The following is a 26,882-nucleotide window of genomic DNA, read 5'->3' on the forward strand; positions in this document are numbered from 1 at the left end:
TATGGTTTTATAAGGAATTCAAAAAGGCGATTACAGCTGCTCTATTTTTCGCATCGAGTGATTTAAAGTTACTTGTAGACTTAGCAGCTTCTCCACCATGCCATAAAATAGCTTCAGTCAAATTTCGCGCACGTCCATCATGTAAAAAATGTGTGTGTCCACCAACCACTTCTGTTAAACCAATCCCCCACAAAGGTCTGGTTTTCCACTCTTGTCCGTTGGCACTAAACGAAGGTCGGTCATCTGCCAAACCAAAGCCCATATCATGTAGTAACATATCCGTATACGGATAGATCGTTTGATTAGATATTTCGGGAATTCCCGGAAATACACCAGTTTCATGTTTGGGCACGTGACATTTCGCACAACCTATTGTTTCAAACAGTTTTTCTCCAATTAAAACTTCTTCATTATTGACATTTCTTGGAGCTGGAACCGCTAAAGTTCTACAATAGAACGTAGCATCATCCAACGATTGCTGATCCAGTTCAGGATCATTTGGATTTGGATCAGAGTTATTGGTTTGACCAAATGAATTCTCAACAGGAAAATACGGATTGGTAATCCCCATATCATTGTTATATGCACCCGCACATTGTTGCAATACAGTTGGATTAATTCCTTTCCAACCAAATCGACCCAACTGCATAGTTGCTTCTTCATGATTCCACACATAATTTGGTTTTCCGGAAATTCCATCACGATCACTATCTTGTTCGTCTGCCAGAGCTACAATACTTTCTTCAGGAATAGCTTCCAACAAACCCAATCCAAATACCGGAGGACCAACTCTTGGAGAAAGCATGACTTGAGATGGTAAAGGGATGTAAGTATTTTTTAAGTAATAGACAGGCTTGCGTAATGTCACAGGAGTTCCATCATCAAAAGTAACCACAGTTTCCGTGTAGACTACTGCAAAGTCTGCCTCAGGTTTTGTTCCGATTACTGAATTTTGTTGAATTTGATCACCAAATCCCGGAATTGGTAAAGGACCTCCATGGGCATCTGTTCCCACAATACTGCCTCTTAGAAACAATCCGGTAAAATCGTTTAATTCTGTTGGGTGTGGTGCTCTCCCATCTTTGGGATGACAAGCAATACATGAACTGTTGTTATAGATGGATCCTAAACCCTGATTCAGTGGTGCCGGAGGAGTTACAAAAACCTGTTCGAAAGCTGCATCTCCATCTAAGTGCTGCGCTAAGTTATCTCCAGTCAGGTTTGATGCCGGTGAAGAGAAGGCAAAACTACTTTCTTCAAAAATGGTGGTCTCTCCACCAGCATACAACCTTGATCTGGACTGTGGTTTTATTTCTTCTTTAGTATTACATGAAGTAGTCATTCCTAACACGACCCCTACTCCAATAAAAATTTTTCCTTTTAAAAATTTCAATGCGCTCATATTCATCGTAAAACAAAGTGGAGCCCAACATTGGACTCCACTGTCATTTAGGGGTATAACACTAAATCAACCTAAATTATAAATTGTTAATGATCGGTAAGATCTCTGATTCCAGAGTAGTTTGAATTACCGTTATTTTATCTTTTGCTTCGTTTACAGCGGCTTGATTATTGAATACCGCATCACTGAATGTTCCAGGAATGTTATCAATTGCAGTAATCGCTGCGTTAATTTCATCATTTAAACGATCTGCTAAATTTTGATCTGATTCTTTTACCACATCATAAATTCCTAATCCGTTTACATTGAATTTTCCATTGTAAACATTTGAAATACTACGAACGTTATTGGCAAAGTCATTCTTAGAGTTATGGCTAAACTGTGATTCTTCTTTGCTTAAATCTTGTTGAGATAACGGATCGTTAATCTTTCCATTAGCCACCTCATCAGCAATTCCAATCATACCCTGAACTAACTCTTGTAACGCAGACTTTTCGGTTAAGTAAATACTTGAAGAAGTCCCTGCTTCTGTTAAATTTTTAACAAAATTCTCCCCTGCCGGATCCCATGAATCCGCTAAAATTTTAGTCTTATTCTTAAGGTTTTCTGTTACACTTAATAAGTATTCAAATTCACGTGCTGTGAAATCTCCAACTTGCTTATTTCCTGTTCCTCCCCATAGTAAATACTCAATGGTATGAAATCCTTTTAATTCACCAGCTAGTGCATCAATAAAACTTTCTGTTAATGCATCCGAACCAGCCAAAACAGCATCCAGATCAATTTTGTTTACCGGCCAGCTATCAATAGCCGGGTCAATTCCTTTCGTGTCTACAGGTCCAAACAAAAACCCTTCTGATTTCTCCCATGGCACACGAGTGTCTCTCCACGCTCCACGTGCAATATCCAAATTAGAAGCCGTTTGGTTATCTTTTAATTTTACTACTTCACTGTACAGAATTGCAGATTTACTGGCCAACTCCTTATACGTTTGGGTAATCACATTGGTTCCAATGTTTGAAATATTTGCAGAATACGATTTCTTCGCAGTAGGTGTTTCAGTTGAGTCCTTTTTACACGATGTAAAAGTCATTGCCATAAGTCCTAAACCAATAGCAGTCGTATTTCTCCAGTTTAATTGTGTCTTCATATAGTTTTAATTAATAATTGCGAGTACTGAATTTAAATCCAATCCCAATCAAGAACGTGTTTTCTTTGTTATCTACTGCTAACCCCAGCGTTCGCATAGCGTAATGTGATTTAATTACCACCTCTGGGTGTGGGAAATAATTAATCCCAAATGTAACCGCGCTTCGCTCCCATCTCGGATTTTTAAAAATCCCAGGCTCCACACCATACATAGTATCATAAAAGTCATATCTGCCAAAAACAAAAAGCTGTTTGTCTTTCACTTTTGTAAATGACAAGACATCATATCCTGACTCCACAAAAAATCCTAACATATCAGATCCAACCGGAGTTCTTTTCTCGTTCAAATTGTTAGATAGATTTCGATTTGCTTCGGAAATCAAATCTGAGTTTTGCAGATGTCCATACATCAACATACTACGCACTTTAAACTTCTTGAAGTTCAAACAAGCATGAGCGTCCACAATACTTACATGTCCGGGCACTCCTTCTAAATCAGGCTTAGGGCGGTTGTCGTTAGAGTTTCCAAAGTATCCTGAAACGCCTACCCAGCTTTTGTTTTTCAAATTGTAATCGAATCTACCAGCTACCGCTAAGTTTTCTGCATTTGCCACCTCAAAACGTCTTTGAAAACCACGCTTGATCCAATTCGCAGAAGAGAAACCTGAACTAGAAAGTCCGTTTACCAAATACAACTTGTAACTCCATTTTTTCTTTAGACCAATATCACCAAATGCCTCTAACCCAACTTCATACCATCCTAGTGGTAAAATGGTATTCTCCATAGTTGAACGATATCCTGTGAAATAATCAACCGGCAAGTCTAGCTTAGAGGAAACACCCACATATAGTTTTAATCGACCCGCGCGAATATTTAACCAGGGTTTATAATTGAAAGTAATATTTAACTGCTCCAATAATACCGCTCCACCTGCTTCAATTTCAGTCTCAAACTCTCCAAACTCCTCAAATTTGTCCAACTCCATGGTTGCTCCGGTCCCACCATGCTCAATTTCAAACTCGGTCTTTAGGGTAATTTTATCTGTGAAGCGATATTTCATATACATATTGATACGTTCAATATCTACAGCATCTCTTCGATCCGGATCAGTTTGCCAGTCATAGTTATAGTAATTCACTACTCCATAGGCTTTCATACTTAATTTGCTGATGGCCTTAGCCAGCTTTTCAGCCAACTGAACTTGTTGAGTCGAATCGTTTGGGTTTGAAGTGGTATTCTGACCAAATCCTTCAACCTGATGCCCCAACAAGATGATCACAAAAGAAAGTATAGTAAATCCGTTTTTCATTTAAATCATTATTTAGATTGATTCTAAATAGACTGCAAATAAAGATTCTATTTAGACTGATTCCAAATAACAAATAGGGAGATTTTGAAAATTACCTACTAATAGGTAGTTCGCTGAATGCACTATAAACAGTGGGCTTTAGAGACAACAACTTTAAGTAATCCTTTGATATAAGCAGGGTTAAATGCTATTTTTTCTTCTTAAACAAGCCTCTTTTCTTTTTCTTCTTTTTGGACTTTTTCTTCTCGGGTTTGTTTTTACTTTCTTGTTTTTCAATCGTGGTTTTGTCTTTTTTCAAGAACAATTTCAATTTATCCAATGTACTATCTTCTTCAAAATCCGGACAGTTTAATTCTTGCAATAAAGGATCTGATAATTCCTTAAAATCCTGATCGTATAATTTCAAAACTTCCTTTGATTTTTGAACCTGTTGCAATGTTAAAGCTACAATTGGCAAAGCCAATCTCCCGCCAGAGCCTTCGCTACCGGAATTAAAATGAATGGAGGAATATGAATTCCCTACACGACTTACCATCACTACATCCGGATTATAACCTACAAACCACGCATCCCCATAATTTTGAGAAGTTCCTGTTTTCCCGGCCCAGGGAATACGCACACTATATCGAGAGCGTATCGCTGTTCCTGTTCCCTGATTAATTGCTTTCTGCAATATTTCATTCATGAGATGACTTGAACGCGACTCCAAAATGGACTCGTTCAAGTCCTGTTTTTTCTTTTCATATATAACCTCTCCATCAGCCGTTTTTATGGTCTCAATGGTATAGGTATTGATCTTAAATCCTCCATTGGCAAATGATGCATAAGCAATAGCCATTTCCTTCATATTCGCTTCAACCGTCCCTAAAGCCATTGAAGGCGTGTGATGCAATTTACCTGTGCATCCCATTTTACGCCACAGATAATCTACCTCATCAAAACCTACTTTAAAAAGCAAATCTACCGATGGGATATTTTTTGAACGAATCAAAGCACCTGTGAGAGAATACTCTCCCCCTTCCGAATGATCATAATTTGATGGTTTCCATCCGCCCTGATCTTCATATTCTAATGGGGTATTACTCAAGTAATCACATGGGGACATTCCCTTTTCCAATGCTGCTGCATATAGTACGGGTTTAAACGTAGACGCAACTTGTCTTTTGGCCAATATTTGATCATACGGATTTGTTCTGAAATCAATTCCTCCTACCCACGCTTTTACCGCACCCGTTTTCGGTGAAATTGCCAAATATCCGGCCTGAATGGTTAACAATGCATTTTTTATACTGTCTTCTACAGTAATGGAGTCATAATAGATACTATCCCATGAAAACACTTCTGCGCGAACTATTTCATCTTTTCTATTTTCCCATTTGTTCCGTTGAATAATAGAAGTTACCAACTCGCTCAAATTCTTTTTAGAAGTACCACTTTGATACTGTTGAATCAACTTTTTTTGTTTGCCCGATAAGTGCTTTTTAAACGAATTCAAAGCAAAACCCTGTACTCGCGAATCCAGTGTTGTTTCTACAATTAAACCATCGGTTCTATAATTCCAATTCTTCCCCGTTTGATTTAAAACTGTTTCCAGAATTTGCTTCAACTCCTTCTTCACCTCTACCATAAAATAGTTGGCACGACCCTGGGACTCCAGATTTGCATAATCTAAAATGATCTCTTGTTTTTGAAGTGAATCCAACTCAGTTTGATCCAGATACTCATACTTAAACATTTGTCCCAACACAACATTTTTTCTTTGGAAAGCATGCTCTGGATATAATCGTGGATTGTAATATGTATTGGCCTTCAGCATCCCTACCAGAACTGCGCTCTCGGTAATATTTAGTTCTGAAACAGGTTTATTAAAAAACAACAATGAAGCCGATTCTATTCCATAGACTGTTTCTCCAAACGGGATAGTATTTAAGTAAAGCGTCAGTATTTCTTCTTTGTTATAGATGGATTCTAAACGATAAGCCAATAAAGCTTCTTTTGTCTTATTTACCAGAATGGTAAACGGGCCAAACTTCTGACGACCATACATGTTCTTCAACAATTGTTGTGTGATCGTACTACCTCCTCCTGATCGTGCATCGTTCATAAGGATGGTTTTAAACAAAACGCGAATCAAACTTCTGGAATCCACACCTTCATGCTCAAAATAGCGTGCATCTTCTGTAGCAACCAACGCATCAATCAAATGTTGTGGCAACTCATCGTAAGTAACATTTGTACGGTTTTTAGCAAAGAATTTTCCAATCAAAATTCCATCCTGACTATAAACTTCCGTGGCTAATTGATTTTTAAAATCTTTTAACTCTTTTTTACTATACAGATGACCAAAAACCTCATAATTGACCGCAACAACAAACAATACAAATAGAGTTATGCTTATTAGAATAAGCCCGATTGCGTAGCGAACAATACGTTTTATCATAAGTTTCTGTGGTTTCTTGCTGGATAACGATCCGAAAATAAAGATATTTTAATGGACAAAAAAAATCCCGAATGCAGATACATTCGGGATTTGTATTCATTTTTAAAGAACTATCTTACTGAATTGAACCACTCTTCCAGTAATTCTTTTTGTTCATCCGTTAACTTGGCATCACCATGTGTAATGGTATATGGCTGCAATGGCATTTCGCCTTCTTCTACCTCCTCAGCACACTCTTCCAATTTGTGATCTTTACGCTCTGCATCGTAAGTACCCCACTCTGAAAAATTCAATTCTTCTCTCCCTTCTTCAATATGATGTTCTACCCACCAGGAAACTGGCGCAACATTACTATACCATGGATAATTGGTTTCATTCGAATGACAATCATAACATGACGTTCTCAAAATTGCCTCCACCTCAGCGGGAGGATTCATCATTGAAATAAAATCATGTTCATAATTTACAGTAGGATTCTCCATATCAATTCTAAACAACTGCATGCCTAAAAACAATATAACCAGCCCCAATAAGATTCGCTTTTTCATACTTCTTTTCTATTTGGTGCAATTTTACTATTAAAATCTGGCTATATCGATACCTACAATTCGTTATTTTTTGATCTCCCAAAATCAGTAAATTTTAAGCATCATTCAATACTAACTTATAGCCAATCCCTCTGATATTTATGATTTTGATATTCGGATCCCGATCTAATTTCTTTCTCAGCTTGGAGATAAATACATCCAGAGTTCTTCCTACGTAATCTCCCTCATCCCCCCACACATTCTTTAATATTTTTTCGCGTTCCAAAGTTTCATTTACAGAATGATACAGAAGTGTAAGTAAATCTGTTTCCTTCCCCGTTAACTCTTCATTTTCACCTTCGAATTGTAATACCATGTTTTTTGTGTCAAACTGATATTTTCCAAGTACCAACATATTGGATGGTAGCACGTCCTCTTCCTTTCTCCTTTTATACATGACCCAACCGAGACCAATAATGATCGGTAAAATCCATAACATCAGTTTTGATTTATGCTCTCCTTTTTCTTCAGGATCTGATGACACGTTGCTGCTAAATAATACAGGGGAAAATACAGAGTCAACTTTTGGGTTCTCTGGGGAAGGTCCTAAAATCGTTACAAATACTTCATAACATGCTTCTGGATATTCTCTCCCTCGGCATGGAATCACATAAGAATCCTTCCTGGTCCCATATTCATATGCATACACCACTTGATGGTCAGTACAATCTTCCACTTCCACAATGTAATGCTCAGCTATTTTATATTCAGCGATTACACTATCCATATGTAGTGTCAAATCATCAGGGTTAAAATCAAACGAAGACTCAAATTGAATCTGAAATCGTCCCTCTTTTAATTCAACCGGTAATACTCTTGAAGTAGAATCCCCTACACTTTTTAGTATTTCATGACCAATCATTCTCATGGCCACTTTGTAGTGTTTTAATTCATTCGATTCTCTGGCAGTGATTTGCCCCAGACTAAAAAACCAAATGAAAATAAGAAGTAAATATCTTAAGTGCTCTCTTCGCATATTACAAAACTACTGGATTAATATTTTCTCAAATGGCTTTCAAATCAAATTACCATAGATTTACATTAATTTACATTTGAAATATCGAAAAAATGCAACTCCGATCAAATTGATTTATGAAATGGCAACTGAATCTGGAGCAATTCGTTCTAGAGGATGTTTTTAAACTCATATGAAAAAGGTTCTACTTATTTTGATGCTGATCGTAGCCATCAAATCTCACGCGCAAAATACCACTCAAATTCTATTTATAGGAAACAGTATTACTTATTATAATAATATGCCTCAAACATTTGAGTCCATTGCAAACTCCCTCGGAGATACTACGGAAGTTACTGTTTATGCCCCTGGAGGAACCGGTTTTGTCAATCATGTGAATGATCCAAATGTTTATAACCATTTTATGCAAAAACAATGGGACTATATTGTCTTACAACCTGGTTCTAACGAATCTCCTGGATACTCTTTTCCAATTGAGATAACCTATTCAAGAGCGCAGATTTTACTAGATTCTATTTATAAATACAATCCATGTACTCAAGTATTATTTTACGAAATTTCATATGGAGTATGGGGAAATAGCACAGCTGATTTGGTGACCTATAACAATACGATGTCCGCTATCAAAACCAATTTAGAATATCTTGTCGATTCTACAAATACCTTTTTTGCCCCAGTTGGGGAAGTCTTTAGACATAAATGGAATACCGATCAAAATGATATTTTATGGGGAGGTTTCGGAGATATTCATCCTAATGACAAAGGTTCATATGTTGCAGCCTGTACCTTCTATTCCTCAATTTTTCAAAAGCCATCTTTAGGCACTTCCGAAATTTCTTCTTTAACATTATCTGATGCCAATCAAATTCAAAAATTAAGTGATAGTGTCGTGTTAAATCATTTCTCAAATTGGAGAATTAATACCTATAACCAAGTCACAGACTTTAGCTATACCATTCAATCCGATACGGTATTATTCACCAATACATCTCAAAATATAGATAGTTTGACATGGGACTTTGGGGATGGGACATATTCTAATCTTTCAAACCCATCTCATGTATTCCATTCAACCGGATCATTCGAGATTTCTTTGACCACATACCAAAATGGTTGTGAACAAGTGAAAAAAGATACCATTCACATTCTTTCAATTGATCATTTTTCAAATACGTTTCAATGGCAGATTTACCCCAACCCTGTTTCTGATGTATTGTATATTGAGAACAACAAAAAAGGCCTGTATTTATACAAAATATACAATGCAAATGGTCAATTAATTTACTCCGGTCAAAACCATATAATTCCAGTATCCACATTCGAATCTGGACACTATTTCATTCAAAGAATTGGTAAAACGGATTCACAAGTAAAAAGGTTTATAGTATGGTAATGATTTTCTTTTATGAAAATGATAAATCTAGATTTTATTTGATTTTTTAAAAGTGAATTATTCTTTCGCAGTTTAGTACATACAATTTCAAATATGACCGAACTTTTCCATACTGAACTTAAGAATGATCGTATATCAGTTAACCCTAAATTAAAGCTACTTTTAGCTATAGCAGGTATTATTGTTCTTATTAACCTAAACGACCTATTAATAAGCTTGGTGGGCTCTAGTATTTGTGTTGTCCTTATCATTATCTCCATTTTTCAACTAGGAAAAAGGCATGTAATTATTCTTACAGCTGAATCGCTTTATTATGAAACTTGGATATTCGGTCAACGATTCATTGATACCTATCATATTTCTGAGATTAAAGATTTAATGTACAGAAAATTTGTGAAATCTGATTTAGAAACTACAGCAGCCCGACAAAAAGTCTTTGGGGTTGATGTCACACCTGATTCAAGCCGAACATTCTATATACATCCTGAAATCGTCCAATTTTCCTATCAAGGTAAAACAATCTCAATTGGGAAGTACAAAGAAGAATTCGGTGGTCAAAAACTATTTGATTTGATCACAGAACTTCAGAACGAATAAAAAGTAATACCCTACCGTATAATGTTTATAGTCGTTTATTCTAACAAGGTTAAGAATGAAACAATATATGCTGTACCTTAGGTCATCAATTTTAAACAATAAAAAATAGCCGTTATACAGAAGGTAATATTATCCAAATCCTTATATCAAACCTTAGAACGTTGACAGTAATTATGAGAAAATCTATTCTAATAATCCTTATTTATTCTCAAATAATTGCCTGTTCTATTGTGAAAAATAATACCAAATATGATCCTTCTTGCAGGGGTGTTTTTTTGACAAAAGTGGATTGTAAAACAATTATTAAAACCGAATCAGATAGTGATAACATTGAATATACTATTGTTAGTTACCGAGAATCAACAATAATCCCAGATCCATTTATCGGTATAATATAAGACCGATTCAAAAGACACTACCCAAACTATAAATGAGGGATATTCTAAACTTTATTTAGAAAAGGGGGAATAGGATCTATTTTTAACGAAGAAGGGCTTCGCAAGTTTAGTGATTTCTAAAATTCCGATATCCAGAGATAGCGTTGTTCTTATAAATGTTCTGTTGGGTCCCAATTGTAATCACATTATTGATAAATTAGATTTAAGAACTTGATAAATATAAAACTACAATTAACGCGTAATATATAATTTAGTTTTTTAAAAGAATCTAATATAAATGCAAATCATACTGTACATAATTGGAGGATTAATAGGGTTAATTGTAATTTTCTTGATTTATAGATATTGGGCGACAATAAAAGCCTCACAAAAAAGAGATAAAGATATATTTGAAAAAGTCAAACCGCTTATTAATTCATTGGATAAAAAAACAACTATTGACCATGAACTAATCAATAAATTAGCCAATGATCCCGGAACAAGAGGAATACTTTATTCAATATTAGAAGAACACAATAAGACCAACTTGTTTCCTGATAAATACAATAACTTCAAATCAAGTGCTGAGTCCTCATTGGTTTATTGGCTTCTACATCCAAATGAATTAGGAGACCGACCAGACCAAATTGAATACGTTCAAAAAGTAACAAGGGAACAGGAAGTTAATAACAAAAACCAAAAGCTTGATTACTATGTATTCAAATTCAAGATGAATCCTCCACATTGGGCCGCTGATGACGGCTGGACCATTGGGATTGCAGGCCCTTATGATAATGATAATGTGCCCTATGATTTTGCTCCAGGAACATTTAGTTCTTTTGAAAAATTTGACTCAAAATCTCCTGATGAACATGTGGATTGGCTACATGGAACTCTGAACAAAAAAGGTTTATATTAAAATATTCATAAACAAATGAAAGTAAACTTATTAATCCATAAAGAAATCGAATCAAATAAAAAAGGCCACATAAATGTGGCCTTTCATTTTAGATTCTTATTCGTGTTACTTCACAATAAAATTGGAAGTATACACCTCTTCTCCAACGAAAATCTGAACATAGTATACTCCAGCTCTCCAAGTTCGAACATCAATCTCTTCAAGTTCATTTTGAATTATTTTTTGATAGCTCAAAGCTCCTTTGGCATCTACTATTCTAAGTTCCGAATCTACCCATTCAGGTCTTAAGTCTAAATATACTTTATCCGAAGTGGGATTTGGGTATAGTGATATTTCATGACCTTTTCGAACTAAATCCTCAATACCAACACAGATTTCTGTTGTGACCACGATGGTATCTGATCCACTACACCCATTATTATTGGTAGTCGTTACAGAATAACTTCCTGCTGTATTTACTGAAATCATTTGAGTGGTTTCTCCTGTAGACCAAATCCAACTTATTCCTACCCCACCATCTAATGTGATTATAGCTGTATCACAAATCAATGTATCGGGTCCAAAATTCACAATTGGTTTTGGGTGGATTGTTGCAAAACCCGAATCTGCATTTGAACATCCATTAACCGCTATTTGTACCCAATAGATACCCGCTTGATTCGTTGAAATACTGGAAGTTGTATCTCCTGTTGACCATAAATAGGATGCCCCATTTATGGTGTTGGCATGAACTGAACCATAATCACCATCACAAAATGTCAGGGCCGTATCTGATAAAAATACCGGAGGAGCCGGATTTTCTACTGCAAATGCCGAATCTATATCCGAACACCCCTGAGGAGATGTTACAGTTACAACAAAAATTCCCGGTTGGCTAATCGAGGTTGGATTGCCTGTAGTTCCATTACTCCAGGTATAAAGATTTCCGGTTCCCTGAGCAGAAACCTGAACGGAACTTCCCTGACAATAATGCACCGTATCTCCATTGATCTGTGCTACCGGAGTAATTCCTTGTTGTACAAAAGAGAATCCTGTTTCGGAGCATCCATCAGAACTCGTTACGGTCACATGATAGGTTCCCGGAGTGTTTACTACAATTGAAGAATCTGTTGACCCGGTTGACCATAAATAAGTATAAGTCGGATCATTATTTGCTACCAAAGTTGCTGATGTATTATCACAGATTCCAACCACTGCCGGAAGTACAACAATTGGTAATGGTAATTCACTAACCACAATCGTATCTCTTACTGCACAACCTCTGGCATTGGTTACCTCTACCCAAAAATTAGTATCAGCCATTGAAACAGTAGACACTTGTGTTGTTGATCCATTGCTCCATAAGTAAGAAGAAAATCCGGAAGGAGCGGTTAAATTAATAGAAGAACCCGCACAATATCCAGTATCATTACCTAAAGAAACCGTAGGCCAGGAAGCTACGCCAAAGTTTGGTCGAATTGCTAACGAAACATTGAATCCGGAAGACTCAAATGAAGTCCACCCAGTACCTCCATTAAACCAGGTTACACCCGGTTCATAAAACTCAGAAGTATATCCCATCGATAAATTGTTGGTCGCCAACTGCTCTATCGCAAAAAAGTATTTACCTGGTGTTAATATGCGGTCACATGGAAACTGCAATGTGTACCATTGTGCCGTATCGGCAGGAATATTAAAACTGGCCGTAGAATCCATAATAGTTCCAGGTTGTCCGGTTGTACTATTCCATTGATAGATTTTTACTTTGATATCATCATTAATGGTCGGTCCTACTAATTTGAAAGAAACAGACGTTAATGAATCCGTATTAAATATTTCAAACATTTGTCCAAATACACCCGTGGCACCTGTAAAACCAATTCCTTGCGTAACATTATCATTTTCACGTGCATAAATCGTATCTGAAATTTCAAACATATATTGCGCAGAATCATTGAATAAGGTGGTATCCGTCTCTGAGATGGCAACCGTAAAATCAGCAATATATAGACCTATTGTAGAAGGGGTATATGTTGAACTTAAAGCAATGGTATCTTCAGTTGAAGGAAGAATCTGCGTCACAGAACCAGACATAGGAGTTGTATTCACAGAAGCATTTAGAGTCACATTGGTAATTGTATCTGCTCCTTCATTACTCACCACCCCGGAAAAAGTTACAGTTTGCAATTGAGAATGTGGCGTCATGTAATACGGATGTGAAGGCAAAATTTTGTTCAAACTCGCATCGTATGGCGTCATCTGAATCAGACTTACATCATCAATAGCCATATCTCCTGACCATGCAGTACCAAATTCTGCTCTAAACTTCACTTTAATCACTCCGGAAAAAGCGCCCAAATTCACCACTTTATTTAACCATGGGTCGGCCGGATCAGCTTGCGTAGCTCCAATTAAAGAATCTACGCCCAATTGCCAGGTTCCCCCACTCAATACATCGATATACATATTTCCCATTGCAGTTCCTGCCATATGGTACCAAAAACTCAATCCCGGATTTGGCACTCCTGTCAGGGTAATGTTCGGACTTATTAATGATGCCGTATCTCCAACCGCAGCAGGCAATGAAGCTTCTACATACATATAGATTCCGGCTGCTGTTCCCAGTGTGTGATCCACATTTGGTCCGGTTCCCGGAGAGATTGTGGGTCCTGCATTTGCACGCCAACTATAATTGGTTGTAGGAGACCCTAACCAACCATTTGAAAAACTTCCAACATCACCGGAAGTTAATCCATCAAAATTGTAAGATTGGGCTGTCGCATCTGAAACAAAAAATGCGCTTAATAATGCGATCATGAGAGTGTAAATATTTTTCATAGCATTTCAGGTTTGTTTGCTCATAAAATTAATAAAATTTTAACAATCAAGGGGTTCCGTTAAAAACTTCCATTATTGATCTAATAAATTAATTTCGTCCACGATTAAATCATTCGAATATGGAAAAGGGTAAAAATGAAATTGCAATTTTAGGCGCGGGTTGTTTTTGGTGTATTGAAACCATATTTCAACAACTCAATGGGGTGGAATCTGTTCAATCCGGATATAGTGGTGGACATGTTAAAAATCCATCGTATAAAGAGGTTTGTAACGGGACAACCGGACATGCTGAAGTTGCTAGAATTAATTTCAATCCTGAAGTCGTTTCATTTACTGAAATACTTGAAGTATTCTGGAAAGTACATGATCCTACCACATTAAACCGACAAGGTGGTGATATAGGTACACAATATCGTTCAGCTGTTTTTTATACGTCTGAAACACAAAAAGAATTGGCAGAAAAATATAAAACCAAATTAGATCAATCTGGTGTTTATGCTAATCCTATCGTTACAGAGATCACCGCTTTTGATGTATTCTATCCAGCTGAAGATTATCATAATGATTATTATAATCTTCATGGAGATGAGCAATACTGTAGATTAGTGATTCAACCTAAGGTAGAAAAATTCAAGAAGGTCTTTAGTGATAAATTGAAATAGTCAGGCACCTTTAGAAATTATTAAAAGTCCTGCATGTTTCAGGACTTTTTCATTTCATTATTTTACCATCAAAACCGTCTTTTTCAACTGATCGCCATTTACTGCTTTTACCACATAAGCACCCGCCTCCAGATTTGACACTTGAATTTCGCTCTGAGTTGAAGTACTTACACCACTATAAACCAGCTCTCCCAGCACATTGAAGATTTGGATCTCATAATTAGTATTCCCTTCCCAAACGATATTTACAGTCTCATTTGACGGATTTGGAAAAACCTCTAAATTGTCTTTCGCTTCAATTTCAGAAGTAGAAACCGTAGTCCACTCTCCCAACAACGCAATGCTCACCTGAGACATTCCGGTTGCATCAGAATCAAAGTTTAGAAAATCCGTCACTGTGGTATTTGCGGTTGGTGTGACATTAATTTTGATTTCTAATCCTTTACCCGGTAACAGCACTTCTGTGCCCATAGTTTGGGCGAAAGAAAAGTTACTGGAATTTGGAATATCAAAGTTGGTCATTGTTATTGCCTGATTTCCTGTATTCACTATTCCAATGGTGTAATACAAACTGTCTGTTTGAAAACGCATATCTACGGTATCTCTGGACACGTATAGAGTTTTAACCACAGGTGCTACTGAATTTCCGGATATCTTTTGGATTCGTTTTAAAAATTGCGGATAATCCACAAATGGATTTCTATTCTTCTGTAATGCATGAATATCATCATTTCTTTGAATCTCTTTCGCATCCGGTAAATCATTGTAATACCAATCTCTTAAAATGCTTTCTTGTCCCTGAACATGATTGGAATAATCCTGATATCTCACCACAAAATAGAATAATGCTCTGGCCACATCTCCTTTATGTGGATCTCTTGGCTCAAATACACCACCACCTTTTTTAGAACCACCATTACTCCAACTTGGAGTTCCAAATACCACACCAAATGGTAAGTTTCCTCTTTGGCTATTTGAAGTCACATCAGTTGGGAACAAATGATGAATATCACTTCTCATCGGTAAACCCTGACTAAAGAACCCTTGTGGGAAAGTATGTTCACAATTAAAATTATTCGCATTTGCCCCCGGACGCGTATTAAATGTGGCTACTCTGGCTGTATATACACAAGTTACATCACCATTCACGTTATCAATACTTCCGTACATATTATCACGTGCCACGTTGTATGACAATTGTTGATATCCCGAAGCCAGGATACTTTTCAGTTCATCCTTAAGCGCTTGCTCTTTTTTATCAAATGTTGCTGAATAATAAGGATTACTAAACAATCCGGATCCTCTTAAATCCAACAAATAATCTCCTCTAAAATCTGTATGTACTACGGCCTGCATCTCATGGAAAATATTCTGCTCAGGTTTAAAATACATAGGCACCGTATGTGTTCCTCCTGCTGTAATGGTAAAAACAGAATCAAATACATAAAACGGGCGATGATCATATTTTGAGAAAAAGGTCAGCCCGGTCACATTGATATCATACCCGGAAACATTATCAATTATAACATTGATATAATTCGAATCCGAATAAATAACATTTTGAAAATCATAGCTTTTACTAGCAAAATCAAGCGGTTGTGAATATCCAAAAAAAGGTATTAAAAAAAGAAATACGAAAAGCTTTTTCATCATCATCAATTGTTTAGAAAATCAAAAGTAACTTAATTCATCAATTCGTTTGATATGATGCCGCTTCGGTTAAATTTGTGACTCTCGAAAATCACTTTAAATTAATTTGTTTTGATCAGTATTAACGGTATCAGTGTTTCTTTTTCAGGAATTGATCTTTTTAAGGACATTTCATTTTTGGTTAATTCCAGAGATCGTATTGGATTAGTGGGTAAAAACGGAGCGGGAAAATCCACACTCATGAAGGTCATTATGGGGCGTCAAAAACTAGACTCCGGTTCTGTTACGGTATCGAGTGATGAGAGTTTGGGTTATCTGGCTCAGGAACTCATGTTTCAATCTGAAAAAACGGTGTTGGAAGAAGCTTTAAGCGCATTCGAAGAAATGAATACACTTAAACAGGAAATCGAAGACATCAATCATCAATTAGAAACCAGAACAGATTATGAAAGTGATGCATATCAGGCTTTAATTCAGCAGCTCACCGAAAAGCACGAGCGTCTGGATATTATTGATTTGGGAAATCCGGAAAGTGAGGCAGAGAAAATTTTAATTGGGTTAGGTTTTACGAGAGACAAACTCCAAATGAAAATGACCCAATTCAGTATGGGGTGGCAAATGCGTGTGGAACTGGCAAAACTACTTCTCATCAAGCCTACGCTATTGCTACTGGATGAGCCGACCAACCATTTGGATATTGAAGCTATTATCTGGCTGGAAGGATATTTAAAAAACTACTCCGGTGCGATGATGATGATTTCACACGATAAAATGTTTTTGGATAATGTGACCAATCGTACCATTGAAATCGTTATGGGTAAAACATACGATTACAAAGTGCCTTATACCAAATATCTCACATTAAGAGAGGAACGTATTGCACAACAATTACGTGCACAAAAAAATCAGCAGGATTACATTAAGCAGCAAGAACGATTTATTGAGCGATTTAAAGCCAAAGCAACCAAGGCAAAAGCAGCACAATCCAAACAGAAACAACTAGACAAAGTAGAGCGAATAGAAATTGATATTGTGGACAATAGCAGTATTCAATTTAAATTTCCAGAAGCGCAAAGATCCGGTCAGGTGGTTTTAAAGGCAGAAAATGTAGCTAAAGCGTATGGCAAGCATCAGATTTTCACAGATGTGAATCTGGAAGTGAATCGTGGCGAGAAAGTGGCTCTTGTTGGACAAAATGGAATGGGGAAATCCACTTTCCTCAAGCTATTCTGTGAAGACGAAAGACATGAAGGAAAAATAATGTTGGGACACAATGTGGAAATGAACTATTACGCTCAGGTTCAGGAAAACACTTTAGACACGGATATCACCGTGTATCAAACCATTGAAAACATTGCAACCAACGAATGGACCAACCCCGCACGTATGCGTGGACTTTTAGGAACTTTCTTATTTAGAGAAGACGATATGGATAAGAAGGTAAAAGTACTTTCAGGAGGAGAAAAATCTCGATTGGCTTTAGCTAAAATGTTATTGGTATCGAGAAACCTGCTCGTAATGGATGAGCCTACCAATCACCTGGACATTGCTTCTAAAGAGATGCTGAAAAAAGCACTTTTGGAATACAATGGAACTTTAGTAGTTGTTTCTCACGATAGAGATTTCCTGGATGGATTAACACAAAAAACCTTTGAATTTATCGATGGTCGGGTTCAGGAACATTTAGGTCCAATCAATGATTTCTTACGTAAACATCAATCTGATACCTTTAGAGATTTTGAAACATCAGCTAAAAAAGCTCCCGTTATCAAGACGAATAAGGAGTCTGCGCAAAAAGATGCGTATCTACAGAAGAAAGAAAATGATAAATTGATTCGAAAAATCAATAAGGATATCCAAAAAGCTGAAAAGAAAATCGAGAAATTAGAAACAGAAATTTCAAATATCGAATCACAATTAGCTCAAGCGGCAGATTCCAATCCTGAAGAACTCTATACCCAACATGCTGAAAAATCAAGAGAATTAGAAACGGTTATGGCCAATTGGGAAAAACTTCATACCGATTTGGAAGATCTGCAATAGATCAAATTCCTCGTACATATAGAAAAATTAGGGGTTATCCCCTATTGTGTAGATTTCAAAACACCTTTACGTTTGTTGTATAAGTTTTCATTAGGATGTAAAGGGGGGAGCCTTTACATCTGCCCCTAAAAACCGTTTTGGCCCCTAATCAAAACGGTTTTTTTATGGTTCGATTTTTGTTATTTTTGAGTAAACACCGGATTCATGACAAGACTTATATCTCTCGCTTTCTTTTTGTGTACACTCTCATCATATGCTCAAGTAACTATTGAATCATTTGATCTTCCACAACCCGGTAAATCATATATCCGATCTAATTCAACCGCTACCAATTTGGATTTGACGCAAACCGGACCTAATCAAACATGGGATTTCACCAGTCTGGTGAGAAGTAGCAGAGATACCATCACTTATCAAGCGGTATCCCAAACACCCCTCTTCTATCAAATCATGTTTAACAATCCGTTAAATCCTCCGTATAAAGCTTCAGAAGCACGTAAGAGTCCGGATGTGAATATTGGTGGCTTTCTGGATTTAAGTAACAACTATCTTTTCTTTAAAAATTCATCCAGTGAATGGAATGAAGTTGGAATTGGAACCACCATTATGGGTGCCCCATTACCTACACAATATTCTGATATTAAAACAAAGTTGCGACTCCCACTAAATTACAATGATGTCAATACTGACAATTATACGTACCTCATTCAGGTCCCTACTTTTGGGGCTATCGGACAAAGTGGCACCTTAAATTATGTTGTGGACGGTTGGGGTATTCTGAAAACTCCGGGGGGTACATTTGATGCTTTACGTGTTAAAACCGAGGTGATCAAAGCAGATACCGTATATGTGAACCTTCTGGGAATTGGAACTTCTATACCTTCAATGGAAACTACTTACGAATGGTATACAAAAAATGAAGGTTATCCGGTTTTGTCCGTAACCACCCAACTAGGTGTGATTACTTCTGTGCAATTTGCAGATGATCTCACGACCAGTATCAACGAAGAAGATATTGTGGTACATCAAAACAGTATTTACCCAAATCCGGTTAAAGATTTATTGCATTTACAATTAACCCAAAATGATCTTAAAATTACCGTTTTAGATATTTCAGGTAAAGTGGTTATGCAACCGGATCAACTGAGTCCAAAAGTTTTGGATATGAATCATCTCCCTAAAGGAATTTACTTTATCAGGTATTCCAATGATCAAACCAATGAAGTTCAGCAGTTTGTTAAGCAGTAACTGCTTCACTCAGTAGTAATTGGTGGCATTTAGTATCGTGATATCCTAAGGTTAATTTTTGGTTATTTCACTCTTTCATTTTTTAAGAAACTTAAACTTATTAATCCATAGTCAATGTCTTATATTTGCGACATATCGCTGTTAAGCAGGCACAATAAAATACCGAATGAAAGTAGTCATTTTTGCCGGGGGTAAAGGCACCCGAATCTCAGAAGAATCACATTTAAGACCAAAACCAATGATTGAAATAGGTGGCAAACCTATTTTATGGCATATCATGAAAATGTATGAGTCCTATGGTCACAAAGAATTCATCGTTTGTTTGGGTTACAAAGGTTATATGATCAAAGAGTATTTCCTGAACTATTATTACCACAATGCGGATGTGACTGTTGATTTGGAAAGCAATCAGGTGAAAGTCCATAAAAACAAATCTGAATCATTTAGTGTGACTTTAGTCGATACTGGTTTGGAAACAATGACTGCCGGAAGATTAAAACAAGTTGAGCCTTATATTGGTAATGAAGAATTCATGTTGACCTATGGTGACGGTGTATGCGACATCAATATGGATGATGAATTAAAATTTCACCGCTCACATGGTAAAATTTGTACGATGAGTATTGTACAACCGGGTAGTAGATTTGGAGTGATTGATCTGGACGAGAATAATGTCGTTCAAAAATTTGTTGAGAAGCCCAAAGAAGATGGTGCCTGGATCAATGGTGGTTTCTTTATTCTAAAACCGGAGGTGTTCAAATATCTTCATGATGATGCAAACGATATCATGTGGGAGCGTCAGCCATTGGAAGATATTGCCAAAGATGGTGAGTTAGTCGCATACAAACATGATGGTTTCTGGAAGTGTATGGACACCTTGAGAGACAATAAGGATTTGAATGCACTTTGGGAACAAAAACCTAAATGGAGAAACTGGTAATGCTGGATTTACTCAAAAAAACTTACGCTGGAAAAAAAGTATTTCTAACAGGGCATACCGGTTTTAAGGGAAGCTGGCTTTTAGTTATGCTCAAAGAACTAGGGGCTGAAGTGGTAGGTTTTTCTCTCAAACCGGAATCAGAAAAAGATTTATATCACCAAATCAACGGGGATCAACTGTGTACTTCAATCATAGGTGATATTAGATATCGTGAAAGAGTTAAACATGCGATCTTAGACTTCCAACCTGACTTTGTAATTCATATGGCCGCACAAGCTTTGGTAATTCCATCTTATGCGGATCCGCTGGGAACTATGGACACCAACGTGATGGGAACTCTTCATGTTCTGGACGCTTTCAGGCAATTGGAAAAACCTTGTGTAATGGTTAATATTACCACGGATAAAGTCTATGAAAACAAAGAAAGACTTGAACCATATACCGAAGATGAACCAAAAGGTGGTTACGATCCATATTCAGCTTCTAAAGCGGCTGCGGAGATCGTGAGTCAATCTTATAGATTATCATTTCTAAATCCTGAGCAGTATGAAACACACCATAAATCTATGTCTACCGTAAGAAGTGGAAATGTGATTGGCGGTGGAGATTGGAATGAAGCAAGAATTATCCCTGATCTGGCACGTGCATTGGGACAAAACGAGAAACTTATTTTAAGGAATCCTAATGCAGTAAGGCCCTGGCAACATGTATTGGATCCATTATACGGATACTTGTTGATCGGAGCTAAAATGGCTGAAGATCCGGTGAATTTTGCCTCAGCGTATAATTTCGGACCTGAACCGGAAAATGAATTGACAGTTGAGGAACTGGTTCAAATTTCGATTGATGTTTGGGGAAGTGGTTCTTATGAAGTTCAACAAGTAGAAGGTCAATTACACGAAGCCGGGTTGCTTAAACTAGATATTCAAAAAGCAAAATCTACTTTAAACTGGTATCCTATGTTAAATGCGAAGGATACGGTCATCTGGACCATTGACTGGTACAAAGCACCTGAGTCCGAATGGGCTGAAAAAACGACAGAACAAGTACGTTCGTATTTTGATAAATTGTCTTCCTTTGCGTAACTAAAGCGGTATGATGAAAATCCGAAAAACCAATATTGACGGTTTATTTGTAATTGACTTATTTCATGCTGAAGATGCGCGTGGCGGATTCGTTAAGACTTTCCATGCTTCTACCATGAAAGCGTCCGGATTGAATACCGATTTTTCGGAAAGCTTCTACTCTATCAACAATAAAGGAGTGATTAGAGGAATGCATTTTCAAACTCCTCCTCATGATCACGATAAACTTGTTTTTTGTAACCATGGCCGTTTAAATGATGTTGTATTAGACATTCGTACATCATCTCCAACCTTTGGACATTTTGCGAGTATAGAACTATCGGGAGACAATCATCGCGCACTTTATTTAGCCAAAGGTTTGGCGCATGGGTTTGAAAGTCTGGAAGATCATACCATCATGACATATTTGACGTCTACTGAACATCAACCTTCACACGATCAGGGAATTCGTTTTGACAGTTTCGGTAAAAAATGGGATACTCCAAATCCAATCATTAATGAGCGAGATTTATCCTGGCCAGGATTGGACGAATACGATTCGCCATTCTAAATCAAGATTCTTTTTTTAATATATGAATGTCGGCTATGAGTTGTTTGACATCTACCAACAAGGTGCCATTATATATTCCCCGAATTCGTTGATTCTCATCTACTAAAATAAAATGTTCCGTATGTAAAAATTCGGTACTGTCTTTTGTAAAACCTATATCCTCTTCTGCAAAATATGATTGTCTGGCTAAATCATATATTTCACTTTTGCTCCCGGTCAGGAAAAACCAATTCGGGTCTTTGATTTTTTTGTCATAAACATATTCATTCAATCTTTTCACGGAATCACTCCAGGGAGTTACTGAATATGATAATAACATCACTTCATCATCATCTAGAAAGGCATCACTCACCAGCTTCATGTTGTTGGTCATTTTAGGACAAATACTGCCACAACTGGTAAACATAAAATCTGCTACGTGAATTTTTCCTTTGATGTTCTCATGGGTGACATCTTGATTTAAATGATTTTTAAATTTAAAATCATCTATGGTATGTGTGATCTTTTCAGTTACTTCATTCTCATTTTGTATAAAATGAGGAGTAAAATCCGGAGTATTAAAATATGGTAAGCGTTCAATTGGTTCGGAACATGAAAATAAAGTCAATACTCCAATAACGCTAATCCACAAATAAACTATCAGAGATGTTGACGCAGTTTTTCGTCCCCAAAAGCCCATACCTTCTACCATTTTTGACCACATAATTTGATTTAATTTTTCCATTATCATACCATACTTTTTGTGTTCCCACTTCGTGTCCTGCTACATAATTCATTTCGCGAACTAAACTTCCCTCCGAATTCCATTCTTTTAAAACCCCATGATATTCATCGTTTTTAAACATATATTCAAACTTCTTCTTGCCATTTGGCCACCATCCGGTATATATGCCTTTTTTCTGTCCATTCTGAAAATATCGGCTTTCAGCTAATTGTTGTGTGGGATAGTATTTTCGCCATTCTCCATTTCGCTTCCCCTCAATATATTCTTTAATATACATAGTGTCTTCGCCAGATGGATATAGCTTAAACGATTGTCCTGAAAACAACGTTCCATTCCTGTACATCAAGCCTTTGGATTGTTGCCATTGAGATGACTCCTCATTCACCAATTCAAGATGTCGGATCTTCTTAGGTGAACAAGAAATCATCAATGTCAGGCTCAAAAAGATGATGCTATTGCGAAACTGTTCCAGGTATACCATAGTAACCATTTCCGTTTATATATGGATCTACTGAAGTGATATGATAATGATAGATCCCATCCGGATAATCAGTTGTAGCATGTGTATGTCCATGGTAATCGTCCAAATCTGATTCCTGAACCAATTGCCCATTTTCCATTGGTCCATACACGGGAAATCCATCTAACAAAAAGCCCAATAAAGCCTCTTGCCCGTTATTCGCTGTTAAATAAACAGGCTCCAAATGATAATGGTAATTTCCTTGTTGCTGTGGATGTCCGTTAAACTGATCAAATGAATTGATCTCATCTGTCAAAGGCTGATTATTCGGTCCGGCATACTGATTATAAAATGCTACTCCATTCAAGGATATTCCAATTGGCCCCAAAGGTGTTGCGGTATGATTCGCATCCACAGTAGGGTTTAATGGAATCTTATACGTCATCGTAAACTCCGAGATTCTATTTGGATTTAAATGGAATTGTGGGTTACTCCCATTATATGCTTCATACAACGTATTTTCCCATTGCGTATCTAAATAATAAGGACTCTTATGATCTGGGGTTCCCGGAGTCTCAATTACCACATAGTCTCCGGAAATATAAATATCTGATGCTCCGTAAATCTTTTTGTAAACATCCGGAACAGTTCCTCCTGTATTTTGATTATTTGACCCTGACGTTTCCGAATCCTTTTTGCACGCTCCCAAAACGATAAAAGCCAGTGCCATGATGATAAATGATACCCTTTTCATAAGCATAGTTGAATTTAGTTTAACTGATTTCCTACATAGGACTACTACTTTGTGAAAAGGTTTAAATCGAAAGAAAAGTTTTTTAATTCTTTTCTGCAATTGAGGGCTTTATAAACAAAAAAGGTGATTTCATAATGAAACCACCTTTTCTAATCTGTTATATCCTTAGATTAACCACATTTAGAATGTCCACATGACTTACATGTTAAACAACCTTCCTGGTAAACCAGACTGTTTTCACCACAACCAGGGCATTGGTTTTCTACAGGTTTTTCTCCGTCTTTAATGAACTTCTTTAAAGAACGAACAACACCATTTTTCCAGGTATTTAAAGCATCATCTCTCAAGTGTAAGTTAGATACCATGTGCACCACGAATGGTAATGGCATTCCGTGACGTAATACACCTGAAATCAATTTCGCATAGTTCCAGAACTCCTTGTCGAAGGAACGAGATAAACCTTCAATAGTCGTTCCGTAACCATCGCGATCTTCATATCTAAAGTCATATCTAGTTGAGTCCTCTGCGTCTTTAGATTTGATTACCCATCCTTTTTCCACGTATGACGGTAAGAAGAATGAGTCTACAGCTCTACCTGTAAATACTTCATATGGACGTCCATTTAATACTCCGATAACAGCAATCCATTTTTCTTCATCGTTCATAAAACGAACAATTTCAGCTTCTAAGATGTCCGGTCTTTTTGGAGCTTGAGTTTCAGCAAATACATTTTCTTCCTCTGCTTCTTCTTTCTTATCATTTGAAACCAATACACCAGATCTAGAACCGTCTCTATATACTGTAATTCCTTTACAACCTGACTCCCATCCGGTTTGATAAATCTCACTTACCAAACTCTCTTCTACATCATTAGGAACATTTACAGTTACACTAATAGAGTGATCTACCCATTTTTGGATAGTTCCCTGTAAGTGTACTTTTTGTACCCAATCTACATCATTTGCAGTCGCCTGGTGATATGGAGATTTCTCAATAATTTCTTTTAACTCCTCATCGGTCATGGTTTGAACTTGATTTACATCATATTCATTTGCCTCTAACCAGGTTTTGAAGTTATGGTGGAATACCTGATACTCTTCCCAAGAATCTCCAACCTCATCTACGAAATCAACTCTAGAATTCGTATCATTTGGATTTACTTTCTTTCTTCTTTTATAAGCCACCATAAATACCGGCTCAATACCAGAAGTTGTTTGAGTCATCATACTTGTTGTTCCGGTTGGAGCAATAGTTAACAACGCAATATTTCTTCTTCCGTATTTTTCCATATCCTGAACTAAAGCAGGATCTTGTTTACGTAGTCTTTCTACAAAAGGATTCCCTTTTTCACGATCTGATTCGTATACAGGGAAAGAACCTCTTTCTTTCGCCATAACCACTGAAGATCTGTAAGCTTCGACTGCTAAATGACGGTGAATTTTTTCAGAGAAGAAGATAGACTCATCAGAACCATAAGTAATTCCTAATGCTGCTAACATATCTCCTTCTGCGGTAATACCAACACCAGTTCTACGACCTTCGATCGCTTTCTTTTTAATGTTATTCCACAAGTTACGCTCTACACTTTTAATGATATCGTCTTCTGGATCTAAATCTACTTTTTCTAAGATTTTATCAATTTGCTCTAACTCCAAATCAACAATATCATCCATAATTCTTTGTGCCATTGCTACATGCTTCTTGAATAATGGAAAATCAAACGAAGCCTCACTTGTAAACGGATTGTTCACATAAGAGAATAAGTTAATCGCTAACAGTCTACAGCTATCATAAGGACAAAGAGGAATCTCCCCACATGGGTTTGTAGATACTGTTTCAAAACCTAAATCTGAATAGGTATCCGGAATAGACTCATTTACTACTGTATCCCAAAATAGAATTCCTGGCTCAGCAGATTTCCATGCATTATGTACAATCTTATCCCATAATTGCTTTGCATTTACAGTCTTTGTATATTTTGGATTGTCTGAGTCAATCGGGAATTTTTGTACATAATCTTTTCCCTCTTTAACTGCTTGCATAAATTCATCATCAATTTTCACCGATACGTTTGCTCCGGTCACTTTTGTACCATCCAATTTTGCATCAATAAAATCTTCCGAATCCGGGTGTTTAATAGAGATACTCAACATCAAAGCTCCTCTACGACCATCTTGAGCAACTTCTCTTGTAGAGTTCGAATAACGTTCCATAAAAGGAACTACACCTGTAGAAGTTAAAGCACTATTCTTCACCGGGCTACCTTTAGGACGAATGTGAGAAAGATCATGACCAACTCCTCCTCTACGTTTCATCAACTGTACTTGTTCCTGATCGATTTTCATAATTCCACCATATGAATCTCCTTTTCCATTGTTTCCAATAACGAAACAATTAGACAAAGAAGCTACCTGATGTGAATTACCAATTCCAGACATCGAACCGCCTTGAGGTACTATATATTTAAATCCTTTGATTACCTCATAAATCTCATCTTCAGAATAAGAATTTGGATATTTTGACTCCACTCTGGCAATCTCTCTTGCCATTCTTCGGTGCATATCGTCCGGAGTTTTCTCAAAGATGTTTCCGTCAGAATCTTTAAGAGCATATTTGTTTAACCAAACATTTGCAGCCAGGGTATCACCATCAAAATACTCTGTACTTGCTTCTAAAATTTCTTCATAAGTATACGTTTGAGGTGTTTGTTTTTTGCTTTCAACAGCATCCTGTGCTTTCTTTTGGTCGATGTCTAACTCCATAATTTAAATTGCTATTCGATAAAAAATAATAAGATTT

At 36.8% G+C, this 26,882-nt stretch carries 21 protein-coding genes; 9 read left to right on the plus strand and 12 right to left on the minus strand.

Translation table 11 applies throughout. The features are described 5' to 3' along the window. Positions 1-7 precede the first annotated feature (7 nt). The 6 genes from KFE94_02295 to KFE94_02320 all read right to left on the minus strand — a co-directional run bounded on the left by KFE94_02295 (position 8) and on the right by KFE94_02320 (position 7,864). Positions 8-1,342 carry a c-type cytochrome gene (locus tag KFE94_02295; GenBank protein ID UTW68197.1) on the minus strand — a complete coding sequence of 445 codons (1,335 nt, stop codon included), beginning with the start codon at positions 1,340-1,342 and terminating at the stop codon, positions 8-10. A gap of 136 nt (positions 1,343-1,478) precedes the next feature. Continuing rightward, positions 1,479-2,552, minus strand: coding sequence for an imelysin (locus KFE94_02300; GenBank protein ID UTW66967.1), 1,074 nt, complete (start codon positions 2,550-2,552; stop codon positions 1,479-1,481). A 10-nt stretch (positions 2,553-2,562) separates the two neighbouring features. Then, positions 2,563-3,861: an autotransporter outer membrane beta-barrel domain-containing protein gene (locus KFE94_02305; GenBank protein UTW66968.1), complete on the minus strand. Its 1,299-nt coding sequence runs from the start codon at positions 3,859-3,861 to the stop codon at positions 2,563-2,565. A 187-nt stretch (positions 3,862-4,048) separates the two neighbouring features. Next, on the minus strand, positions 4,049-6,301 hold the full coding sequence (locus KFE94_02310) for a transglycosylase domain-containing protein (GenBank protein ID UTW66969.1): 2,253 nt from the start codon (positions 6,299-6,301) through the stop codon (positions 4,049-4,051). A 110-nt stretch (positions 6,302-6,411) separates the two neighbouring features. Continuing rightward, entirely contained in the window at positions 6,412-6,849 is a 438-nt protein-coding gene (locus tag KFE94_02315; protein ID UTW66970.1) for a heme-binding domain-containing protein, read from the minus strand. Between the two features lie 94 nt (positions 6,850-6,943). Further along, on the minus strand, positions 6,944-7,864 hold the full coding sequence (locus tag KFE94_02320) for a winged helix-turn-helix transcriptional regulator (protein UTW66971.1): 921 nt from the start codon (positions 7,862-7,864) through the stop codon (positions 6,944-6,946). A gap of 172 nt (positions 7,865-8,036) precedes the next feature. Between KFE94_02320 and KFE94_02325 the strand changes: the two genes are divergently transcribed. The 3 genes from KFE94_02325 to KFE94_02335 all read left to right on the plus strand — a co-directional run bounded on the left by KFE94_02325 (position 8,037) and on the right by KFE94_02335 (position 11,150). Beyond that, on the plus strand, positions 8,037-9,257 hold the full coding sequence (locus KFE94_02325) for a T9SS type A sorting domain-containing protein (protein UTW66972.1): 1,221 nt from the start codon (positions 8,037-8,039) through the stop codon (positions 9,255-9,257). A gap of 93 nt (positions 9,258-9,350) precedes the next feature. Then, entirely contained in the window at positions 9,351-9,854 is a 504-nt protein-coding gene (locus KFE94_02330) for a hypothetical protein (GenBank protein ID UTW66973.1), read from the plus strand. 675 nt (positions 9,855-10,529) lie between these two features. Beyond that, entirely contained in the window at positions 10,530-11,150 is a 621-nt protein-coding gene (locus KFE94_02335) for a hypothetical protein (protein UTW66974.1), read from the plus strand. Between the two features lie 105 nt (positions 11,151-11,255). Here the strand turns inward: KFE94_02335 and KFE94_02340 are convergent, their stop codons facing one another. Then, positions 11,256-13,967 (minus strand): T9SS type A sorting domain-containing protein, encoded by a 2,712-nt coding sequence (locus KFE94_02340; GenBank protein UTW66975.1) that lies wholly within the window; start codon positions 13,965-13,967, stop codon positions 11,256-11,258. 119 nt (positions 13,968-14,086) lie between these two features. Here KFE94_02340 and msrA point away from each other — a divergent pair, with 119 nt between their 5' ends. Beyond that, positions 14,087-14,629, plus strand: a complete 543-nt coding sequence (gene msrA / locus KFE94_02345) for a peptide-methionine (S)-S-oxide reductase MsrA (protein ID UTW66976.1) — start codon at positions 14,087-14,089, stop codon at positions 14,627-14,629. A 57-nt stretch (positions 14,630-14,686) separates the two neighbouring features. On the opposite strand, the gene KFE94_02350 is transcribed toward msrA, so the two are convergent. Further along, positions 14,687-16,279, minus strand: a complete 1,593-nt coding sequence (locus KFE94_02350) for an endonuclease (GenBank protein ID UTW66977.1) — start codon at positions 16,277-16,279, stop codon at positions 14,687-14,689. Between the two features lie 111 nt (positions 16,280-16,390). Here KFE94_02350 and KFE94_02355 point away from each other — a divergent pair, with 111 nt between their 5' ends. From KFE94_02355 to KFE94_02375, 5 genes are all read left to right on the plus strand, one after another. Further along, positions 16,391-18,322, plus strand: a complete 1,932-nt coding sequence (locus KFE94_02355) for an ABC-F family ATP-binding cassette domain-containing protein (protein UTW66978.1) — start codon at positions 16,391-16,393, stop codon at positions 18,320-18,322. Between the two features lie 204 nt (positions 18,323-18,526). Beyond that, positions 18,527-19,570, plus strand: a complete 1,044-nt coding sequence (locus tag KFE94_02360; protein ID UTW66979.1) for a T9SS type A sorting domain-containing protein — start codon at positions 18,527-18,529, stop codon at positions 19,568-19,570. 166 nt (positions 19,571-19,736) lie between these two features. Continuing rightward, on the plus strand, positions 19,737-20,510 hold the full coding sequence (gene rfbF / locus KFE94_02365; protein ID UTW66980.1) for a glucose-1-phosphate cytidylyltransferase: 774 nt from the start codon (positions 19,737-19,739) through the stop codon (positions 20,508-20,510). Beyond that, positions 20,495-21,595 (plus strand): CDP-glucose 4,6-dehydratase, encoded by a 1,101-nt coding sequence (rfbG, locus tag KFE94_02370; protein ID UTW66981.1) that lies wholly within the window; start codon positions 20,495-20,497, stop codon positions 21,593-21,595. The genes rfbF and rfbG overlap by 16 nt, the downstream gene beginning before the upstream one ends. A 13-nt stretch (positions 21,596-21,608) precedes the next feature. Continuing rightward, complete coding sequence (locus KFE94_02375) at positions 21,609-22,145, plus strand: dTDP-4-dehydrorhamnose 3,5-epimerase family protein (GenBank protein UTW66982.1); 537 nt, start codon at positions 21,609-21,611, stop codon at positions 22,143-22,145. Position 22,146: 1 nt separating this feature from the next. Here KFE94_02375 and KFE94_02380 read toward each other — a convergent pair whose 3' ends face one another. The 4 genes from KFE94_02380 to KFE94_02395 form a co-directional block, all read right to left on the minus strand. Then, a complete protein-coding gene (locus KFE94_02380; protein UTW68198.1) occupies positions 22,147-22,824 on the minus strand; it encodes an SCO family protein in 678 nt (225 codons plus the stop codon). Next, entirely contained in the window at positions 22,766-23,350 is a 585-nt protein-coding gene (locus tag KFE94_02385; GenBank protein ID UTW66983.1) for a toxin-antitoxin system YwqK family antitoxin, read from the minus strand. Before KFE94_02385 ends, KFE94_02380 begins: the two co-directional genes overlap by 59 nt. Further along, positions 23,322-24,083: a YHYH protein gene (locus tag KFE94_02390; GenBank protein UTW66984.1), complete on the minus strand. Its 762-nt coding sequence runs from the start codon at positions 24,081-24,083 to the stop codon at positions 23,322-23,324. Before KFE94_02390 ends, KFE94_02385 begins: the two co-directional genes overlap by 29 nt. A gap of 170 nt (positions 24,084-24,253) precedes the next feature. Further along, positions 24,254-26,845 carry an adenosylcobalamin-dependent ribonucleoside-diphosphate reductase gene (locus KFE94_02395; protein UTW66985.1) on the minus strand — a complete coding sequence of 864 codons (2,592 nt, stop codon included), beginning with the start codon at positions 26,843-26,845 and terminating at the stop codon, positions 24,254-24,256. Positions 26,846-26,882: the final 37 nt, after the last annotated feature.

This window comes from bacterium SCSIO 12643, from assembly GCA_024398135.1.
GTDB lineage: Bacteria > Bacteroidota > Bacteroidia > Flavobacteriales_G > Salibacteraceae > CAJXZP01.

Excerpts from the sequence above, each read along its gene's own strand:
- KFE94_02295 (UTW68197.1), bottom strand. The coding sequence starts at position 1,342 with ATGACTACTTCATGTAATACTAAAGAAGAAATAAAACCACAGTCCAGA.
- KFE94_02300 (UTW66967.1), bottom strand. The coding sequence starts at position 2,552 with ATGAAGACACAATTAAACTGGAGAAATACGACTGCTATTGGTTTAGGA.
- KFE94_02305 (UTW66968.1), bottom strand. The coding sequence starts at position 3,861 with ATGAAAAACGGATTTACTATACTTTCTTTTGTGATCATCTTGTTGGGG.
- KFE94_02310 (UTW66969.1), bottom strand. The coding sequence starts at position 6,301 with ATGATAAAACGTATTGTTCGCTACGCAATCGGGCTTATTCTAATAAGC.
- KFE94_02315 (UTW66970.1), bottom strand. The coding sequence starts at position 6,849 with ATGAAAAAGCGAATCTTATTGGGGCTGGTTATATTGTTTTTAGGCATG.
- KFE94_02320 (UTW66971.1), bottom strand. The coding sequence starts at position 7,864 with ATGCGAAGAGAGCACTTAAGATATTTACTTCTTATTTTCATTTGGTTT.
- KFE94_02325 (UTW66972.1), top strand. The coding sequence starts at position 8,037 with ATGAAAAAGGTTCTACTTATTTTGATGCTGATCGTAGCCATCAAATCT.
- KFE94_02330 (UTW66973.1), top strand. The coding sequence starts at position 9,351 with ATGACCGAACTTTTCCATACTGAACTTAAGAATGATCGTATATCAGTT.
- KFE94_02335 (UTW66974.1), top strand. The coding sequence starts at position 10,530 with ATGCAAATCATACTGTACATAATTGGAGGATTAATAGGGTTAATTGTA.
- KFE94_02340 (UTW66975.1), bottom strand. The coding sequence starts at position 13,967 with ATGAAAAATATTTACACTCTCATGATCGCATTATTAAGCGCATTTTTT.
- msrA (UTW66976.1), top strand. The coding sequence starts at position 14,087 with ATGGAAAAGGGTAAAAATGAAATTGCAATTTTAGGCGCGGGTTGTTTT.
- KFE94_02350 (UTW66977.1), bottom strand. The coding sequence starts at position 16,279 with ATGAAAAAGCTTTTCGTATTTCTTTTTTTAATACCTTTTTTTGGATAT.
- KFE94_02360 (UTW66979.1), top strand. The coding sequence starts at position 18,527 with ATGACAAGACTTATATCTCTCGCTTTCTTTTTGTGTACACTCTCATCA.
- rfbF (UTW66980.1), top strand. The coding sequence starts at position 19,737 with ATGAAAGTAGTCATTTTTGCCGGGGGTAAAGGCACCCGAATCTCAGAA.
- rfbG (UTW66981.1), top strand. The coding sequence starts at position 20,495 with ATGGAGAAACTGGTAATGCTGGATTTACTCAAAAAAACTTACGCTGGA.
- KFE94_02375 (UTW66982.1), top strand. The coding sequence starts at position 21,609 with ATGAAAATCCGAAAAACCAATATTGACGGTTTATTTGTAATTGACTTA.
- KFE94_02380 (UTW68198.1), bottom strand. The coding sequence starts at position 22,824 with ATGGGCTTTTGGGGACGAAAAACTGCGTCAACATCTCTGATAGTTTAT.
- KFE94_02385 (UTW66983.1), bottom strand. The coding sequence starts at position 23,350 with ATGGTATACCTGGAACAGTTTCGCAATAGCATCATCTTTTTGAGCCTG.
- KFE94_02390 (UTW66984.1), bottom strand. The coding sequence starts at position 24,083 with ATGAAAAGGGTATCATTTATCATCATGGCACTGGCTTTTATCGTTTTG.
- KFE94_02395 (UTW66985.1), bottom strand. The coding sequence starts at position 26,845 with ATGGAGTTAGACATCGACCAAAAGAAAGCACAGGATGCTGTTGAAAGC.